Raw genomic sequence first — 20,089 nt, forward strand, 5'->3', positions numbered from 1 at the left:
TCTCGACATAACCTGCGGGCTCGACGCGAGAGGTATGTAGTACTCGAATGGATGTGGTTCGTCGTGCTGTTCGAGGTCGAACTCGTCGCAGATCGGGTACTCCGCTATTCGTCCAGTTGCTGACCGCGGCCGTCGAATCCGCGGCCGATTCCATAGCGATCCGCTACAACCCGACCGGCGAACCGTCCGATCAGCGCGAGCTCACCTATTCGGAACTGGACGAATCCTCGTCGAAACTGGCGCGGGAATTGATCGCCCATGGCATCGGCCCCGGCGACGTCGTCGCCGTCGGCTTCACCCGTTCGCTCGAATCGGTGCTCGCCGTGTGGGCCGTCGCCAAGGCCGGTGCGGCCTACGTGCCGGTCGACCCCACCCAGCCGCCGGAGCGCAGTGCCTACCTCGTCGCCGACTCCGGGGCGGTGCTGGGGCTTACCGACTCGACGCATCGCGGGCGGCTCGGCGCCGGGATCGAGTGGCTCGAGCTCGATGATCCGGTGCACCGGGAGCGGATCGCGGCCAGGCCCGCGCATCCGATCTCCTATATCGACCGGGTGCGCACACTGACCGAGCAGCATCCGGCCTACGTCATCTACACCTCCGGCTCCACGGGCCGCCCGAAGGGCGTCGTGGTGACCCATGCCGGTCTGGCGATGCTGGTCACCGCGCAGCGGGAGCGCTACGCGGTGGACGGCGATTCGCGGGTGCTGCATGTCTGTTCGCCGAGCTTCGACGTCTCGGTGCTCGAACTGCTACTGGCTTTCAGCTCCGGCGCGACGCTCGTGGTGTCGCCGCCGACGGTATTCGGCGGGGCCGAACTCGCCGACCTGTTGCGGCGCGAACATGTCACCCACATGCTGATCACGCCCGCGGCGCTCGAGTCGGTCGATCCGGCCGGGCTCGACGAATTGCGCGTCGTGGTCGTCGCGGGTGATGCGTTCGGTCCCGGTCTGGTCGAGCGTTGGGCGGTCGGCGGTCGGTCCTTCCACAATGGATACGGCCCCACCGAGGTCACCATTCTCGCGACGGGTACCGCCGAGCTGGTCCCCGGCCTGACGATCACCATCGGCGCCGCCCTCGCCGGTGTCGGTGCGGTGGTCCTGGATTCACTGCTGCGGCCGGTACCCGCCGGAGTGACCGGCGAGCTCTACCTTTCCGGTCCCGCGCTGGCTCAGGGCTACCTCGGGCGGACAGCGCTGACGGCGCAACGGTTCGTCGCCAATCCGTTCGGTGAGGACGGGTGCAGCCCGGGGGTGCGGATGTATCGCACCGGCGATCTGGTGCGTCGCACCGCCGACGGCGCCATCGAATATCTGGGCCGCTCCGATTTCCAGGTGAAGATCCGCGGCTTCCGCGTCGAGCTCGGTGAGATCGACGCAGCGCTGACCGCGCACCCCGATATCGAATACGCGGCGACGCTCGGCAAGGTGGCGCCCTCGGGTGCGACCCTGCTCGTCTCCTATGTGCTGGCCCGCGACGGCATTTCCCTCGACACCGGCGAACTGTCGCGTTTCGTGGGAACCACGTTGCCCGGCCATATGGTGCCCTCCTCGATTGTGGCGCTCGACGCGATCCCTTTGACCGCCAATGGAAAGCTGGATCGGCAGGCACTGCCCGAGCCGGTCTTCGAGGCGGCGGTCTCGCGCGCACCGGTGGGCGCGGTGGAGACCCGGCTCGCCGAATTGTTCGCGCAGGTGCTCGGTGTGCGGCGGGTCGGGGCCGAGGATTCGTTCTTCGCCGCCGGCGGCGACAGCATTCTGTCGATCCAGCTGGTGTCGCGGGCGAGGGCGGCGGGCATTGCCTTCACCCCGCAGGATGTGTTCGAGCACCGCACCGTGGCCGGGTTGGCGCGGGTCGCGGTGGTAGGCGCCGAACCGGTGCCGATGCTCGCGGAGCTCCCCGGCGGCGGTGTGGGGGAGATGCCGCTGACACCGGTGCTGGCCGCCTACCTCGCCGGCGGGAGATCCTTCGGCCGATTCACCCAGCAGATGGTGCTCGACCTCCCGGAGCGGATCGACCGGGCGGACCTGGTGGCCACTCTCGCCGCGGTGCTCGACCACCACGACATGCTGCGCGCACAGGTGCGGTCCGTCGACGGGCGCTGGCTGCTGCGCACGCTGCCGCCGGGTGCGGTGGATGTGGACGCGCTGCTCACCCGTATCGAGGTGCCCGCCGGTCTCGGCAGTGACGAGCTATGTGAAACGGCCAGTGCCGCAATGGATTCCGCGCTGGATACGCTGGATCCGGCGGCGGCGCGGATGATCGCCTTCGCCTGGCTGGCTCGCCCGGACGGCCGGGATGCGCTGATCATCGCCGCCCATCACTATGTGATCGACGGCGTGTCGTGGCGGATTCTGATCTCCGACCTGGTGACCGCGTGGGCGCAGCGCACCGGGGGACACAAGATCGCCCTGCCCGCGGTGGGCACATCGTTCCGGCGATGGGCGCACGGACTTGTCGAGGCGGCGCATACCGCCGACCGCGCCGACGAGCTGTCGTACTGGCGGCGGACGCTGGCCGTCACCGATCCGCCATTGGGCGCGCGGGCTTTCGACCCGGCCGTCGATACCGCGGCAACCGTGCGGCGTATCACCGTCGCGGTGCCCGCCGAGGTCACCCATGCGGTGTTGACCGTGCTGCCGACGTTGTACCGCGGCGGGGTCAACGACGGACTGCTCGCCGCGCTGGCGCTGGCGGTGCGCTCGTGGCGGACGAACCGGGGTGTCGATGCCGCGGCCACGCGGGTGCGGCTGGAGGGGCACGGTCGCGAGGAGACCGCGGTCGCCGGTGCCGATCTGACGCGCACCGTCGGCTGGTTCACCAGCATGTATCCGGTGGTGCTCGAGCTGTCCGGCCTCGATGCCGAGGCGGCCTGGTGTGGTGGCGCCGCGACCGGGGCGCTGCTCAAATCGGTGAAGGAGCAACTGCTCACGGTGCAGGACCGAGGCATCGGGTTCGGCATGCTGCGCCATCTCAACCCGGATACCGCGGGCGAACTCGACGCCGCGCTGGGCCAGATCGGCTTCAACTATCTCGGCCGGATTTCCGCGGGTGACGTGCCGGAGTCGTCGACGGACTGGCTGCCGACCGCCGACTGGGGTGAGCCGGAGGCCGAACAGGATCGGGCGATGCCCGCGGCCGCCGTGGTGGATATCAACGCGATCGTCACCGGCACCGAATCCGGCGCGCAGCTGAACGCGTCGTTCGCGTACGCGTCCGAGATCCTCGACGAGGCTGCCGTGCGGGAGCTCGCCGAGCACTGGGTGGCCGCACTGACCGTGCTGGCCGCGCATGTGCACGATCCGGCGGCCGGTGGCCTGACTCCCGCGGATGTTCCGCTGGTGCGGGTCACCCAGGGTGAACTCGATGGCTGGCGGCGGGAGTACCCGGGTCTGGTCGATGTGCTGCCGCTGTCGCCGCTACAGCTCGGATTGCTGTTCCTGACACAGATTTCGGCCGATTCGGCCGATCCCTATCTGCTCCAGCTGGCGGTGGAACTCTCCGGCGTCATCGATCTGGATCGTCTGCGCCGTGCGGCGCAGACGGTGGTGGATCGGCAGGCGGTCCTGCGCTCCGCATTCGTCACCGCGGCCGAGGGCGCGTCGATTCAGATCGTGACCGAGGGGCTGGAGGTGCCGTGGCGGATCGTCGACATTCCGGACACCGATCCGGCGGCGCTGCTCGCCACCGAACAGCGGACCGGGTTCGATCCCGCCGTGGCGCCGCTGCTGCGATTCACGGTGTACCGCACGGATTCTGGGCGCGTACATCTGGTGCTGACCGCGCATCACATCCTGCTGGACGGCTGGTCGATGCCGTTGCTGATGAAAGAACTGCTGATTTCCTATGCGGCCGACGGTGATTCGACGCACCTGCCGCGGGTCCGGCCGTATCGCGACTACCTCGCCTGGCTGGCCGGGTACGACCGGGACGCCACCATGCGCGCGTGGCGTGACGCGCTGGCGGGACTGGCGCCGACGCGACTGGCCGCATCCCTCGCGCCGCCCGCGCGGCCTGCCGAGGGTTACGGGGTATGCGCCGCCGATCTGACGCCGACGGATACCGCGGCGCTGCTGGCGTTCGCCACCGCTACCGAGGTCACCGTCAATACGGTGGTTCAGGCGGCATGGGGCCTGGTGCTCGCCGCCTGCGTAGGACGCGATGACGTCGTCTTCGGAGCGGTGGTTTCCGGACGGCCGCCGCAGCTCGACGGAGTCGACGATATGGTCGGCTTGTTCGCCAACACCGTCCCGGTCCGGGTTCGGTTCGATGCCGATACGCCGGTGCGCGAACTGCTGATCCGGCTTCAGTCCGAACAGGTTTCGCTGCTCGACCGTCATCACGTCGGGTTGGCCGATATCCAGCGCGCCGCGGGTGCGGGCGAGTTGTTCGATTCGCTCGTGGCCTACGAGTCCTATCCCGTGGACGCCGACGGCTTGCGGCAGGCCTACGGGACGATCGACGGACTGGAAGTCCTCGACCTGCACGGGGGCAATTTCACCCACTACCCGGTGGCCGTCCAGGTCGAGCTGGGAGCCCAACTCCGCATCGGCGTGCAATACCGGCACGACATGATCACCACCGCGACCGCGCAGGCGCTCGCGGATCGGTTGCGAGCGCTGATCGGTGAATTCGTCGCCGCGCCGGAACGCACAGCGGCGGATATCGAGGGGCTGTTCGACGCGCGCGATGACCTGATCGCGCAGACGCGCTACTGGCGCACCGCACTCGAGGGGCTGCCCGAGGAGCTGAACCTGCCCGCAGATCGCCCCAGGCCAATGGCTTTCACCACCGCCCACGGATGCGTCGCATTCGAGATCGGCGCGGATCTGGGTGACGAACTGCGGCAGGTCGCGCGGACGCGGGATACGACGGTCTTCACCGTCGTTCACGCGGCATTCGCGGTGCTGCTGGCGCGACTATCGGGTACCGATGACATCGCGATCGCCACCCCGGTCGCCGGGCGTGCGGCCGACACACTGGTATTGCGTACCCGGGTGCCGGGCGGAACCTCCTTCGACGATCTGCTCGAACAAGCGAAAGACGTTGCCTCACAGGCATTCACCCGAACCGAACTACCATTCGACGCGCTGGTGGCATTGCTGGACCCGGTCCGCTCGGACGCGCGTCACCCGCTGGCGCAGACGATGCTGTCCGCCGGGGATCGCGTGCCCGTCGCGTCCGAACCCGGCTCCACGATCGTCGATGGCGGCACCGGTCCGGAACTTCCCGGGCCGCCGCCCGCGACGGCGAAATTCGATCTGTCCCTGCATATTCGGGAGGACGGCGCCGCCGCGGAATTGACCTTCGCGCCCGAGCTGTTCGACCGGCGCACCGTGGAAGTATTCGCCGAGCGATTCCTCCGGCTACTGGCGGCCGCCGTGCGCCGACCGGCTGATCCCGTCGGCGATCTGCCGCTGCTCGACGCCGACGAACAGCGGCGGCTGACCCGCGTATGCGGCGATGACGTGATGGCCACCGGGCTATTGCCCGATCTGTTGACCCGTGGGGTCGATCTCGGCCGCGACAGCATCGCGGTGCGATATCGGGGCCGGTCGATCAGCTACGGCGAATTGGACGAGCGCAGTTCGCGTTTGGCGCGTCTGCTGATCCAACGCGGTGTCGGCCCGGAAGCCCTGGTTGCCGTGGCGCTACCGCGCTCCTACGACATGGTGGCCGCGGTGCTGGCGATCGCCAAAGCGGGTGGCGCGCATGTACCGGTCGACCCGGGGTATCCGGCGGATCGGGTGCGGCATATGGTGTCCGACTCCGGCGCGGTACTCGGCATTACGGCCACCGAATACGCCGATCGGCTGCCCGGCGGCGTGGACTGGCTGCTGCTCGACGATCCGGAGACCGAGCGTTTGTGCGATGCGCAGCGGGCCACCGCGGTGACGGACGCGGATCGTCTCGCGCCGCTGCGTATGCGGCACCCCGCGTATGTCATCTACACGTCCGGGTCGACGGGTGTGCCGAAGGGCGTCACCGTGACCCATGCCGGACTGGGTGGGCTCCTGGAGGAAACGGTCCGGCGCTACGGGCTCGAGCCGCACCACCGGATGCTGCATATCTGCTCGCCGAGCTTCGATCCTTCGGTCCTCGAGTGGTTGTGCGCGTTCTCCGTCGGCGCGACGCTGGTCATCGTGCCGCCCTCGGTCGTGGGCGGCGCCGAACTCGGCGACCTGTTGCGCGCCGAGGCGGTCACGCACGCGATCATCACCCCCGCCGTTCTCGGCACCGTCGATCCGGCCGGTCTGGAGGCGCTCCGGGTGGTTTCGGTCGGCGGCGACGTGACGACCACCGAACTGCTCGGCCGATGGCAGCCGGGCAGGCGCTATTTCAACGCCTACGGGCCGACCGAGACCACGATTATCTCGTCGTACGCGGAATTGACGGTGGGGCAGCACATTACGGTCGGTACACCGGTGCACGGCATCGCCGCGCTGGTCTTGGACGCACGGCTGAATCCGGTGCCGCCGGGCGTCGCCGGTGAACTGTATCTGGCCGGGGGCGGCCTGGCCCGCGGCTATCGGAACAGGGCCGGATTGACCGCCGAACGGTTCGTCGCCGATCCGTGGGGTGCGCCGGGTGCGCGGATGTACCGCACCGGCGACGTGGTGCGCTGGTATGCCGCACCGCTGTCGGTCGATTGGCAGCTCGACTATGTGGGGCGCTCCGACGCACAGGTCAAAGTGCGTGGCTTCCGCGTCGAACTCGGTGAGATCGACGCGGTGCTCGGCGGCCATCGTGACGTCGAATTCGCGGTGACCGTGGGCCGGACGCTGCCCTCCGGTTCGGCCGCGCTCGTGTCGTATGTGCTTGCGGCACCGGGTCGCACGGTCGAACCGGCTCGGCTCACCGACCACGCGGCAGCGACGCTGCCCTCGCATATGGTGCCGTCGGCGATCGTCGTACTCGACGAGATCCCGCTGACCTCCAATGGCAAACTCGATCGAAAGGCATTGCCGGAGCCGGTATTCGCGACCACGGTCACGCGGGCGCCGCTCGGTCCGATCGAATCGCGACTGACCGAACTCTTCGCCCAGGTGCTCGGCGTCGCGGCGGTCGGGGTGAATGATTCGTTCTTCGCGATCGGCGGCGACAGCATTATGTCGATCCAGCTGGTGTCGCGGGCCAAGGCGGCCGGGATCGTCTTCACCGCTCGCGATGTCTTCGAGCAGCGGTCGGTGGCCGGATTGGCCCGGGTCGCGGCCGTGGGCGCCGACGCGGCGCCGAATGCGCTGGCGGAGTTGCCCGGTGGCGGCGTCGGGGATATTCCGCTGACGCCGGTACTCGCCGAATTCCTCGCCAACGGTTCCTGCGACAGGTTCGCCCAGACCATGGTGCTGGCGCTGCCCGACGGTATCGACCGCGCCGGTCTGGTCGCGACGATCGCCGCGGTGCTCGACCGGCACGAGGTGCTGCGTTCCCGGCTGTGGCGCGACGAGGGCCGATGGCGGTTCGAGGCTTTGGCGCGGGAAGCGATCGATGCCGATGCGCTGGTATCCGAGGTCGACGTACCCGCGGCGGTGGACGCCCGTGAGCTCGCCCGAATCGGCAGTGCGGCAATGTCTTCCGCATTGGCCGCACTGGATCCCGCGGGCGCGCGGATGATCGCCTTCACCTGGTTGCGCAGGCCCGACGCGCGCGATGTGCTCGCGGTGGCGGCGCATCACTACGCGATCGACGGGGTGTCGTGGCGGATCCTGATCCCCGATCTGGCGACGGCCTGGGCGCAGCATGCCGCGGGGCGGCCGATCGAGCTGCCCGCGGTCGGCACCTCGTTCCGGCGCTGGGCGCACGCGATCACCGAAGCGGCCGGCGCGCCCGAACGCGTGGCGGAGGCCGGTTATTGGCAGCGGGTGCTGGCCACACCGGATCCACTGCTCGGCAGCCGCGCCGTGGATTGTGCGGTCGACACCGACGCGACCATGCGGTCGGTCACGGTGCGGGTGCCGGTCGAGGTCACCGAGGCGGTGCTGACGACGCTGCCCACGCTGTATCGCGGCGGTGTCGACGACGGTCTGCTCGCGGCCCTCGCGCTGGCGGTGCGCACCTGGCGGGCGCGGCGCGGTATCGACGCGCCGGTCACCCGGATACGACTCGAAGGCCACGGACGCGCGGAATCCGTTGTCCCCGGCGCCGATCTGACGCGTACCGTCGGCTGGTTCACCACGATCCATCCGGTCGCGATCGACCTGTCCGCCGTGACAACCGCGGACGCGCTCGCCGATGAGGCGGCGCTCGCGACCGTCCTGAAATCGGTCAAGGAACAGCTGCTCGCGGTGCCGGACAAGGGCATCGGATTCGGCATGCTGCGCCACCTGCATCCGGCGACCGCCGACCTGCTGACCGGGGATATCGGGCAGATCGGCTTCAACTATCTCGGCCGCGCCTCCGCGGGCGTACCCGCCGACCTGCCCGACCGGAGTTGGTTGCCGACCGCCGATCTGGGTGAGCTCGACATCGAACACGAGCTGGCCATGCCCGTCGGCGCGGTGATCGATATCAACGCGATCGCCGCCGACACCGAGGCCGGACCGCAGATGGAGGTGAGTTTCCGCTACGCGAGCGAAATCCTCGACGAGGCGGGGGTGCGGGAACTGGCCGCGGACTGGTCGGCCGCGCTCGCCGCACTCGCCGACCATGCGCGACACCCGGCAGCGGGCGGCCTGACCCCGTCGGACGTGCCGTTGGTGCGGGTCTCCCAGACCGAGTTGGACCGGTGGCGGCGCGACCATCCCGGCCTCTCGGATGTGCTGCCGCTGTCGCCGCTACAGGGCTCGCTGCGGGTGCTCATGGAATTGCTGGACGGGTCGGTCGACGCGTACATCATCCAGTTGGCGGCCCAGCTGACCGGCGAGGTGGATACCGAGCGGTTGCGCCGGGCCGCGCAGACCATTCTGGACCGGCACGCGAATCTGCGCTCCGCCTTCGTCTCCGCGGCCGACGGGACGACCGTACAGCTGGTGGTGGACGAGGTCGAGGTGCCGTGGCGGATCGTCGACGGCGTCTCCGATGCCGACCTGCCGGAACTGCTGGCCGCCGAACAACGGCGCGGATTCGATCCGGCGTCGGCGCCGCTGCTGCGGTTCACGCTGTACACCACCAGTGAACACAGCCACCTCGTACTGACCGGACATCACATCCTGCTCGACGGTTGGTCGATGCCATTGCTGATGAAGGAGCTGCTGGTCCTGTACGCGACCGGCGGCGACGCGTCACCGCTGCCGTCGGTCCGGCCCTACCGCGACTATCTGCGGTGGCTCGCGCGGCAGGACCGCGACGCCGCCGCACGGGCCTGGTCGGAGGTGTTGGCGGGCGTCGAGACGACCATGCTGGCCCCCGAGGTGGCTTGGCCCGCCGCCTCCGGTGCCGGGTTCGGCGTCTGCGAATTCGATCTGTCGACCGCGCAGACCACGGCCGTCACCGCGTACGCGGCCGCCGCCGAGGTCACCGCGAATACGGTGATCCAGGCGGCGTGGGGTCTGGTCCTCGCGGCGAGTACCGGACGCGACGATGTCGTCTTCGGCGCGACGATCTCCGGCCGGCCACCGCAACTCGACGGCGTCGGCGACATGATCGGCCTGTTCGTGGACGCCATCCCGGTGCGGATCCGGTTCGATCGGGATACGACGGTGCGGACCCTGGTGGACGGGTTGCAGGCCGAGCAGGCGTCACTGCTCGATCATCACCATCTCGGACTCGGCGCCATCCAGCGCGTGGCGGGTCAGGGCGAATTGTTCGACACGATGCTGGTCTTCGAGTCGTACCCGGTGGACGTCGACGGGCTGCGGCAGGCGAGCGGCGCCCTCGACGGATTGCGGGTCGATGGGCTGCACGGGGCCGATTTCACCCACTATCCGATCACCGTCCTGGTCTTCCTGGACACCCGCACGCTGGTGCAGGTGAAGTACCGGCGCGATATGGTCGCCGACGCGATGGCGCAGGCCGTGGCCGATCGGTTGCGTCGCGTACTCGGCGATCTCGTCGCGACGCCGGACCGTACCGCGGCCGAGACCGCGCTGCTGCTCGACGCTCGATCCGACGATTCGATCACCAAGTCCCGGTATTGGCGTGGCGCGCTGGCGGGTCTGCCCGATCGGCTGGAGTTGCCGTCGGACCGGCCGCGCACCAGCGCGCGTTCCGAAGCCCGTGGGCGGGTGGAGTTCTCGGTGCCCGACCGGGTTCATCGGGATCTGCGCCGGGTGGTGTGCACGGCGGAGGTGTCATGGTCCGCACTGGCGCGCACGGCATTGGCGGTGGTGCTCGCGCGACTGTCGGGCACCGACGACATCGCGATCGGGACCCCGCCGCCGGGCGGCCGTCGCGCCGAGTTGGCGCTGCGTACCCGGGTGGACGGGAGCGCACGCTTCATCGACCTCCTACCGGAGGCGCACCGGGTCGAACAACACGGCTTCGCGCACGCCGGAATTCCGTTCGACGAGCTGGTCGACCTATTGGGCGTGCGACGATCGCCGGATCGGCACCCCCTGTTCCAGGTGGCGCTGTCGTTCCAGAGCCCGCCGGACGCGGTGGGCGATCTGGCGCTGGCGATATCGGCCGCGGACGACGGGCGGGCCGAGATCCGCGGCGAGATGTCTTTCACGCGTGATCTTTTCGACGACCGCACGGCGGATGTCCTCGCGCAACGGTTCGTTCGGGTGCTGACGGCGATCGCGGATCGGCCCGAGACGCGGGTGTTCGACCTGCCGATCCTGGCCGCGCACGAATACGAACGGCTGACCCGGATCGGTGGCGGGGCCCCGGTCGCCGTCGGGATGTTGCCGGATCTGCTGGCCCGAGGTGTCCGTTTCGGGCGGGATCGGGTCGCGGTGCGCGACGCCGGACGGGCGTATACCTACGGTGAGCTGGACGAACTGTCGTCGCGCCTGGCACGGACGCTGATCGAGCAGGGCGTCGCGCCCGAAACGGTCGTGGCGCTCGCGATGCGACGTTCGTACGCGATGGTCGTCGCGGTATGGGCGGTCGCCAAGGCCGGTGGCGCGTATCTTCCGGTCGATCCGACCTATCCGGCGGACCGGGTGCGGTACATGCTGGCCGATTCCGGTGCGGCGGTGGGCATTACCGTCGCCGAGCAGCGGTCGGCGGGGCTGCCCGACGCGGTGGACTGGCTGGTGCTCGACGATCCCGCGCTGCTCGCGCGCTGCGCCACCCACTCGGCCGCCGCGGTGACCGACCTGGATCGTCGTGCGCCGCTACATATCTCGCATCCGGCGTATGTGATCTACACATCGGGGTCGACGGGTTCGCCCAAGGGGGTCACCGTCACCCACGCCGGCCTCGGCGGATTGGTGGGCTACACGGTCGATATGCTGCGGCTGACGCCGGAGCATCGGATGCTGCACGTATGTTCACCGAGCTTCGACCAGTCGGTCGAGGAGATGACCAGCGCCTTCCACAGCGGCGCGACCCTGGTGATCGCCGCGCCCGGCATGGTGGGCGGCGATGAACTGCACGACCTGCTGCGCGGCGAGCGGGTGACGCATACCATCATCACCCCGGCGCTGCTGGGCACCATGGATCCGTCGGGCCTGGACGATCTGGAGGTCGTGTCGGCGGGTGGCGAGGCCACCACGCCCGAACTGCTGGCCAGATGGCAGCCCGGCCGCCGCTTCATCAATGGATACGGCCCGACCGAGGTGACGATCGGCGCCACCTATACGACTCTCCTCGCGGGACAGCGGGTGACGATCGGCCGTCCGGTTCCCGGCCTGTGGGCGGCGGTACTGGACGGACAGTTGAACCCGGTGCCCGTGGGTGCCACGGGTGAGCTGTATCTGGCGGGTCCGGCGCTGGCACGCGGCTATCACGGGCGTGCCGCCGCGACGTCGGAGCGTTTCGTCGCCAATCCGTGGGGACCGCACGGGGACCGGATGTACCGGACCGGCGATCTGGTGCGGTGGGTCGAGGTACCGGAGGCCGTGTCGATCGGCTGGGAGCTGGAGTACCTGGGCCGCACGGACTTCCAGGTGAAGGTTCGCGGTTTCCGTATCGAGCTCGGGGAGATCGACGCGGTGCTCACCGCCCACCCCGAGGTGGACTACGCGGTCACCGTGGGTCGCGAAAACGCCGGTGGTGTCACGGTTCTGGTGTCGTATGTGACGGGTCGGGCGCTCGACCCGGAGGAATTGACGCGGTGGGTCGCGCGGACGCTGCCGTCGCATATGGTCCCCGCGGCGGTCGTGGTGCTCGACCGGGTTCCGTTGACCGCAGTGGGCAAGCTGGATCGGCATGCCCTGCCCGACCCGGAGTTCGCGGCGCGCGTCTACCGGGAACCGTCGACGGTCGCGGAGCGGGCCGTCGCCGATGTCTTCGCCGAGGTGCTCGGCGTAGCGCGGATCGGCGCCGACGACGACTTCTTCGCGCTCGGCGGCAATTCGCTGCTGGCCACGCGCGTGACCGCACGCCTCGGCGCCGGGGTGGACGCCCGGGTTCCGGTGCGGCTGCTGTTCACCGCACCCACCGTCGCCGGGTTGGCGCGGGAGTTGGCGGAGCTCACCGGCGCGGGAAGTCGTCGCGCCCTGGTCGCGGGCCCGCGACCGGAACGTATTCCGCTGTCACCCGCACAACAGCGAATGTGGTTCCTCAACAGGTTCGATACCGAGTCGGCCGCCTACAACATCCCCATCGCGATCCGATTGACGGGCGAACCCGATATCGACGCGCTGCGGCAGGCCTTCACCGATCTCGTTGTGCGACACGAGATCCTGCGCACGGTGTACCCGCAGACCGAATCGGGTCCGGTACAGGTCATCCTGGCGCCCGAACACCGCGACGTGCCACGACTCACGGTGTGCTCGATCGCCGACGCCGATGTGGATTCCGCTGTGACGGAGCTGGTTTCGACGATATTCGACGTCACCGCCGAGGTGCCGCTGCGCGCCGTGCTCTTCCGGATCGCGGACGGCGACCACGTCCTGGCCATGGTCGTGCACCACATCGCCGGTGACGGCTTCTCGGGTGGCCCGCTCACCCGTGATCTGGTGTCGGCGTACGCGGCTCGGGCACTGGGGCGAGTCCCGGATCAGGCGCCATTGCCGGTGCAGTACGCGGACTACGCGGTGTGGCAGCGCGAGGTGCTCGGTAGCGAGGATCAGCCGGGGTCGATCGCGGCCGAACAGATCACCTACTGGCGACAGGCGTTGGCCGACCTGCCGGACCAGCTGGAACTGCCGAGGGACCGGCCGCGCCCCGCGGTGCAGTCGTTCGCGGGTGGCCGGGTCGAACTGCGCATCGACGCGCCCACGCACGCGGCGCTGACGGAAGTGGCGCGGGCGGAGGGCGCCACGCTGTTCATGGTGGTGCAGACCGCGTTGGCGGTGCTGCTGGCCCGGCTGTCGGGCACCGACGATATCGCGATCGGCACGCCGACCGCGGGTCGCGGCGAGGCGGTGCTGGACGATCTCATCGGCATGTTCGTCAATACCCTGGTCTTCCGAAGCCGGGTGGACGCGGACGCCAGTTTCGCGGAGTTGCTTGCGCGGCAGCGGGATACCGATATCCAGGCCTTCGCGCACGCCGATGTGCCGTTCGAGCGTTTGGTCGAAGTGCTGAATCCGGTGCGGTCCACGGCGCGGCATCCGCTGTTCCAGGTGGGCCTGTCGTTCCAGAACCTGGCCCTGGGCCGGATGGAGCTGCCGGGGTTGACCGTCACGGGGATGGAGACGGATCGGCAACTGTCGCAGTTCGATCTGCATGTGATCGTGGCCGACGGCTACGACGAGGCAGGTGCGCCGACGGGGATCGGCGGCTACTTCACCTATGCCGCGGATCTGTTCGACGAGTCGACGGTGTCGGAATTCGTAGACCGATTCATCCGGGTACTGGATGCCGTGGTCGCGAATCCGCGGGTGCCGGTCGGTGCGATCGATCTGCTCGCGCCGCGCGAGCGCGCCCGGATTCTCACGGTGTGGAACGACACCGCGGATGCGTCCACCCGCGACACGGGCGACACCTTGGTTTCGCTATTGGACGCGACGGTGGAGCGTGTGCCGGGGGCGGTGGCGTTGGTCGACGCCGATGGTGCTCGGCTGACATATGCGGAGTTGGATTCCCGGGTGAATCGTCTTGCCCGGTATTTGATTTCGGTGGGTGTGGGTCCGGAGTCGCGGGTGGCGTTGGCTATTCGTCGTTCGGTGGATCTGGTTGTGGCGATGTACGCGGTGGCCAGGGCCGGTGGTGCGTATGTGCCGGTGGATCCGGATCAGCCCGCGGAGCGTACCGATTACATCCTGTCGACGGCGGCACCGGTCTGCGTGCTGACCAATGCCGATGCGGATTGCGCCACATCCCCCGTACCCGTCGTTCGGCTGGATCGGCTGGACCTGTCCACGGTGGACTCGGCCCCGATCGCCGACATCGACCGCATCACGCCACTGCGTGCCGAGCATGCGGCCTATGTGATTTTCACGTCGGGTTCCACCGGCCGTCCCAAGGGCGTCGCGGTTTCGCATGGCGCGATCGTGAATCAGTTGCTGTGGAAGACAAACGAATTCGGGTTGGATACCGCTGACGCGGTGCTGCTCAAGACGGCGGCGACATTCGATCTGTCGGTGTGGGAGTTCTGGTCGGCGGCGGTGTGCGGTGGTCGCCTGGTGATCGCCGCGCCGGACGGGCACCGCGACCCGGTCTATCTGAACGCGTTGATGGCGCGGGAGGGTGTGACCACCCTGCACGCCGTGCCGTCGATGCTGGACGCCTTGCTGACCGGTCGGCTGCCGGAGTCGTTGCGCCGGGTACTGGCCATCGGCGAGACGTTGCCCGCGGCGCTGGCGCGCCGGTTCATGGCGGCGAGACCCGAAACAGAGCTGTTCAATCTGTACGGCCCGACCGAGGCGGCGGTATCGATCACCAGCCATCGGGTCGGCCGCGGCGACGAGGTATCCGTGCCGATCGGCGGCCCGGTATGGAACAGCCGGGTGTATGTGCTGGACGCGCGGTTGCGACCGGTGCCCGCCGGTGTTCCGGGTGAGTTGTACCTGGCCGGTGCGCAATTGGCGCGGGGCTACATCGGCCGCCCCGATCTGACGGCGGATCGCTTCGTGGCCGACCCGTTCCAGCCCGGTGCCCGCATGTATCGCACCGGCGATCTGGTGGCGTGGACGGCCGACGGTGAGCTCGACTACCGGGGCCGCACGGACTTCCAGGTGAAGATCCGCGGCTTCCGCATCGAACTCGGCGAGATCGATGCCGTACTCGCCGCCAACGACGAGGTGGACTTCGCCGTCACAGTAGGCCGGGAAAATCCCTCCGGGGCAACGGTGCTGGTGTCCTACGTGGTGGCGGCCGCACACCGGGCGATCGATCCGGATCGGCTGATCGAGTGGGCCGCACGGACCTTGCCGTCGCATATGGTGCCCGCGGCGATCGTTGTCCTCGATGACGTCCCGTTGACCTCGGTTGGCAAACTCGACCGTGCGGCGCTGCCCGAGCCCCAGCTCGCGACCCGTGCCTACCGTGCACCCACGACCGCACTGGAGACCACGGTCTGCGAGGTTTTCGCGGATGTGCTGTGCCTGGAACGCATCGGACTGGACGACAACTTCTTCGAACTCGGCGGCAATTCGCTGATCGCTACCAAGTTGACGGCCCGGCTGGGCGAGGCGGTGGCCGCAACGGTTCCGGTGCTGTGGGTGTTCACCGCACCCACCCCGGCGGGTCTCGTCGCGCAGTTGCGGGCGCGCGGCGCCGAGGGCGCAGGTGCGGACGCGGCCTTCGATGTGCTGCTGCCGCTGCGGACCTCCGGCGCGGCCGAACCGCTGTTCTGTATTCATCCGATCGGCGGCGTCGCGTGGTCGTTCGCCGGGCTGGCCGCCCACCTCGATGCGGATCGGCCGATCTACGGGCTCCAGTCACCGGCGCTCGATTCCGCGGACCCGCTACCGGATTCGATCGAGGATTGGGCGCGGCTCTACGTCAAACACATCCGCGCGGTGCAGCCGCAGGGCCCGTACCACCTGCTCGGATGGTCGCTCGGCGGTGTGCTCGCCCATGCCGTGGCCGTCCAGCTTCAGGACGAGGGCGAGCGGGTGGCCTTGCTCGCCATGCTGGACAGCCGACTGCGCCACTCCGACACCGTTACCTCCGTCGCGGCGACCGAAGTGCTGGTGCCCGAACTGCTCGGCGGACTGCTCGGTGATCACGCCGCCGAATTCGGCCTGCACGACACCGTGGAATTGACGCAGCTGGCCCAGCGGCTGAGCTCCCTCCCCGAGCCGTTCGCATCCTTCGGGGCCGCGCGGATCGAACGCGTCGTGGACGCCGCAATCGATTCGGTGGCGCTCGACGAGGCCTATCGCGCCCGGCCGTTCGACGGGCACCTCGTCTACTTCACCGCGACCCAGGACGATCCCACCGGTTCCGCCGGCGCCGCGACCTGGGTGGACGCGGTGGCGGGCGCCGTACACAACCACCCGGTGGACACGACACACTGGCGAATGACCACCGATGCGGCGCTGCGGCGCATTGCGGAGGTTTTGCACGAATGGTTGTGAACCGAAACGGGTTCGAACTCGGTCACCGCCACGTCCCACCCGGTGTCGGCCGACTGGCAGGGGCTGAATATCGCTGCGGTGCTATGACACCTACGCGCACGGCATCGGATAGTCCGCCCGGACCTGCCCGATGACAGCGCTCCGTTAGAGCAGTCGCACCGGGAGCACGCGTCTGTGATCCGGAGCGTGGGACCGTCGCGTTGCGCTTCGCGGTCATGTCGCTGTGGGTCGGTGGCTGTGGGTCGTGGGTCGTGGGTGGCGGGCCGGTGGCTGTGGGGCGTTGGCTGGTGGCTGGTGGTCGTCGGCTGGTGGCCGTGGGCTGGTGGCCGGTGCCCGGTGGCCCGGTGGCCGTGGGCTGGTGGCTGGTGGCTGGTGGCCGTGGCTGGTGGCCGGTGGGCCGATTCGTTCCTGGTGGGTATGGCGGTAGCGGTGACCCCGGTCCGTTCCGGGGCACGTCACATAACCTCACGTCGTGTCGCCGGATGGCTGCTGTAGTTGTTGTTTGCAGCCATTTGTTGTTGCGGCCATTTGCGGTGGTGCTGGCGGTCGAGCTCTTTGCACGCGTGGATGTTTGCGAGTGTTTTGGCCGGGTTGGTGGCGGTGGTTGACCGCTGGAGTCTGCGACGGGCTGACGTACGGGGTGCGATCCGTCCGGTGCGCTGGGATGTTTCGAGTCCGGCCTCAGGACAACGGTTTCGAGCCAACCCGGCCGTCGTGGACCATCGCGTGCCAGCGGTCGCAGACCAAGGCTTCTTTGTCGATGTCGATGTCGATGAGCTGTGAGCTGTGGCTGGTGGGCTGGTGGTGGCCGGTGGGCCGAGGGCAGTGGAGGTTGCGGTGGGCCGTGGGTTGATCCGTTCTCAGTCGGTATAGCGGTAGCGGTGATCCAGGTCCGTTCTGTGCCATGTCACATAACCTCACGCCGCGTCGCCGGATGGCTGCTGTAGTTGTTGCAGCCATTCGCGGTGTTGCCTGCGGTCGAGTCCTTCGCGCGCGTGGATGCGGTCGAGTGCTTCGGCGAGGAGATCGCCGGTGGTGGCGGTGGTTGATTGCCGCGGTCGTAATGGGGCGATGTGTGGTGGTGCGATCCGTCCGGTGCGGCCGGGATGTTTCGAGTCCGGCCTCAGGACAACGGTTTCCAGCCAACCCGGCCGTCGTGGATCATGGCGTGCCAGCGGTCGCAGATCAGGGTTTTCGTACCGATGTCGATGTCGATGAGCGGTGGGCGGTAGGCCGGTGGTCGGTGGGCCGTGGCCGTGGCCGGTGGCGGTGGCCGGTGGCGGTGGCGGTAGGCCGTGGCCGTGGAGGTTGCGGTGGCCGTGGCCGTGGTGGTGGAGGTTGCGGTGGGCCGTGGGTCGATCCGTTCGCGGTGGGTATGGCCGTAGCGGTGATCCCGGTCCGTTCCGGGCCACGTCACATAACCTCACGCCGCGTCGCCGGATGGCTGCTGTAGTTCGCGTAGCCATTCTCGGTGGTGTTGGCGGTCGAGCTCTTTGCGCGCGTGGATGCGGGCGAGTGCTTCGGCAAGCAGTTCGCCGGAGTGGTGGCGGTGGTTGACGGTCGGGGTCTGTGATGGATCGATGTGTGGTGGTGCGATCCATGCGGTGCGGCCGGGATACTTCGAGTCCGGTCCCAGGACAACGGTTTTCCAGCCGCCGGGGCCGTCGTGGACCATGGCGTGGCAGCGGTCGCACGCCAGGGTCTCATTGCCTATGTCGGTGGGCCCGCCCTTGCCCCATTCGGTGACATGATGGATCGCGCAGAGGCTGGCGGGAGCGTCGCAACCGGGCCGCGAGCAGCCGCGCACGGCGGCGATCAACGCCATCCGCTGCTCGGCGGTCGCCAGGCGTTTGGTCTTTCCGAGATGTAGGGGCACACCGTCGTGGTTGAACACCATCAGGAACGGCTGTGAGCGTTCGGCCAGTTTCAACGCCTCCGGCAACGGCACCGTGCCGCCGGTGGCGGTGGTCGCGACTCCGGCGGCCTTCTCGACCTCGGTGACGCTCATCGTCAGGATCGTCGACACCGGCAACCCGCGATGCCGGCCGAGCGCATCCGGAGCCACGCCGGGTTGCAGCAACGCCAGCAGCGCATCGTGGGTGCGCTGCGCCGAGGTGCGGGCATCTCGTTGCGCAGCCGCCGCGAGTGTATCCCGATCAACCGATTCGTAATCCCCACAGGGAGAGTCGGGATCCTCGGGATTGTTCACACCGGGCCGTCCCAGCTTCGCCACCACCGGGTCCAGCAACGCCCGCAGAGTCGGGGTGATCTCCCCTCGTACTGGCGACATCCCATCCGCCCGCTGCCGTCCGATGGTGATGCCACGCATCCGTTGCCGGTCCCGCTCATCGGTCAGATGCCCGTCCGGATCCAACCTCGCCAGGATCGCTTCGCCGATTCGGGGAATGTCGTCGGGGGAGCTGGCGCGGGCGAAGTCGGCCAGGATCTGTTCGGCCGCTCGGAAATCCGCATCCGACGTGGATCCGGGGACTCGCTTCATCACCGCCGCGATCGACCGCGCGTGATCGGCGGAGATGGCGCCGTCGGCTTGCGCGGCAGCCGTGGCGGGCAGGCGGGGTTCGACGGGGTCGCCGCCCATGTCGTGCCATACCCCCAGCGAGGTCGCGGCCGCGACGCGGGCTGTGGCGTCGGCGTTGGACAGTCGCAAGGTTTGCATCAGGAACTTCTTCACCGTGCCGGTGCCGGTGTGCGACGGCAGAGACCGGTCGGAGGCCTCCACGATCAGGCGGTGCCCGATCGCGGCCAGCGTGCGGGTGGCTTGTTCCACTTCCCGCAACGCGTGGACGATCTCGTCGTCGGTGAGCCCGGTCAGTGGTGTTTCGTGGAGTTCGGCGACCGAGGCCAGCAGCGGGTAGGTGACCCGTTGCTGAAGAGTGTCGGTGACCGAACGCATGTACGAATCCTACTGGCCTGAAACCGTGACACGCCAGGGGTTTTCGGATCTGAACTGGATGTCTTCACACTGGACGAATGACTGAAATCATCAGGGCTACAACCATTTCCCCGTTCTCGTGGACGCCGCTCGTGATTGCCGAGGTCGGTGGTGTCTCCACGATGTGCGTCGAGAGCTGTGCGGTCGCTACAAGATTGCGTTGACGGTGAATCGACGCCTGAATCGGTCCGCAAGTGCCCGGCCGGGTGCTGCTGGTTGTGTGGTCGCCGCGAGCTCGCGCAGTCGGCAAATGTGTACAAGAAGGGTCGGTCACTGGGTCGCGTCCGGGCACCGATCTTCGGTAGGGCGCGTGGTTATGGCGGCCCCTTCGGGACGGGATGGCAGTGCAGGGCGCGCTGTGGGCCGTACCCGGCTTTACCCTGCTGTCAGATGCGTGGTGCGGGCTTCCGGCCTGGCTGGCGGCTGTGGTTGCGTCTCGAACCCCGCCGAGTGAGAAACGAAGGTCACCGGACGGTAGGGAAGCGGTCGCAGTACAGCATCACAGCGCTTGAGCAATGATCGAATCCTGTGGGTGCGACGCGATGTCGCGTGTGTGAGTGAACTCGTGGGTAGGAGGTCAGTGATGCCGGTCGCGTAGTTCTCGGTTGGTGTTCGTGACCGA

3 protein-coding genes are annotated in these 20,089 nt (G+C 68.6%); 1 reads left to right on the plus strand and 2 read right to left on the minus strand.

The features are described 5' to 3' along the window. Positions 1-116: 116 nt before the first annotated feature. Complete coding sequence (locus AB0H61_RS20850) at positions 117-16,514, plus strand: amino acid adenylation domain-containing protein (protein ID WP_357306888.1); 16,398 nt, start codon at positions 117-119, stop codon at positions 16,512-16,514. Positions 16,515-17,637: 1,123 nt separating this feature from the next. Here AB0H61_RS20850 and AB0H61_RS20855 read toward each other — a convergent pair. Both AB0H61_RS20855 and AB0H61_RS20860 read right to left on the minus strand, forming a co-directional pair. After that, positions 17,638-17,931: a hypothetical protein gene (locus tag AB0H61_RS20855; protein WP_357306890.1), complete on the minus strand. Its 294-nt coding sequence runs from the start codon at positions 17,929-17,931 to the stop codon at positions 17,638-17,640. A 6-nt stretch (positions 17,932-17,937) separates the two neighbouring features. Beyond that, the gene (locus AB0H61_RS20860; protein WP_357306892.1) at positions 17,938-19,428 is read right to left on the minus strand and encodes a DUF222 domain-containing protein; all 1,491 of its coding nucleotides are present in this window, start codon (positions 19,426-19,428) and stop codon (positions 17,938-17,940) included. Positions 19,429-20,089: the final 661 nt, after the last annotated feature.

Source organism: Nocardia sp. NPDC050710, from assembly GCF_040654375.1.
In the GTDB taxonomy this organism is placed as follows: Bacteria; Actinomycetota; Actinomycetes; order Mycobacteriales; family Mycobacteriaceae; genus Nocardia.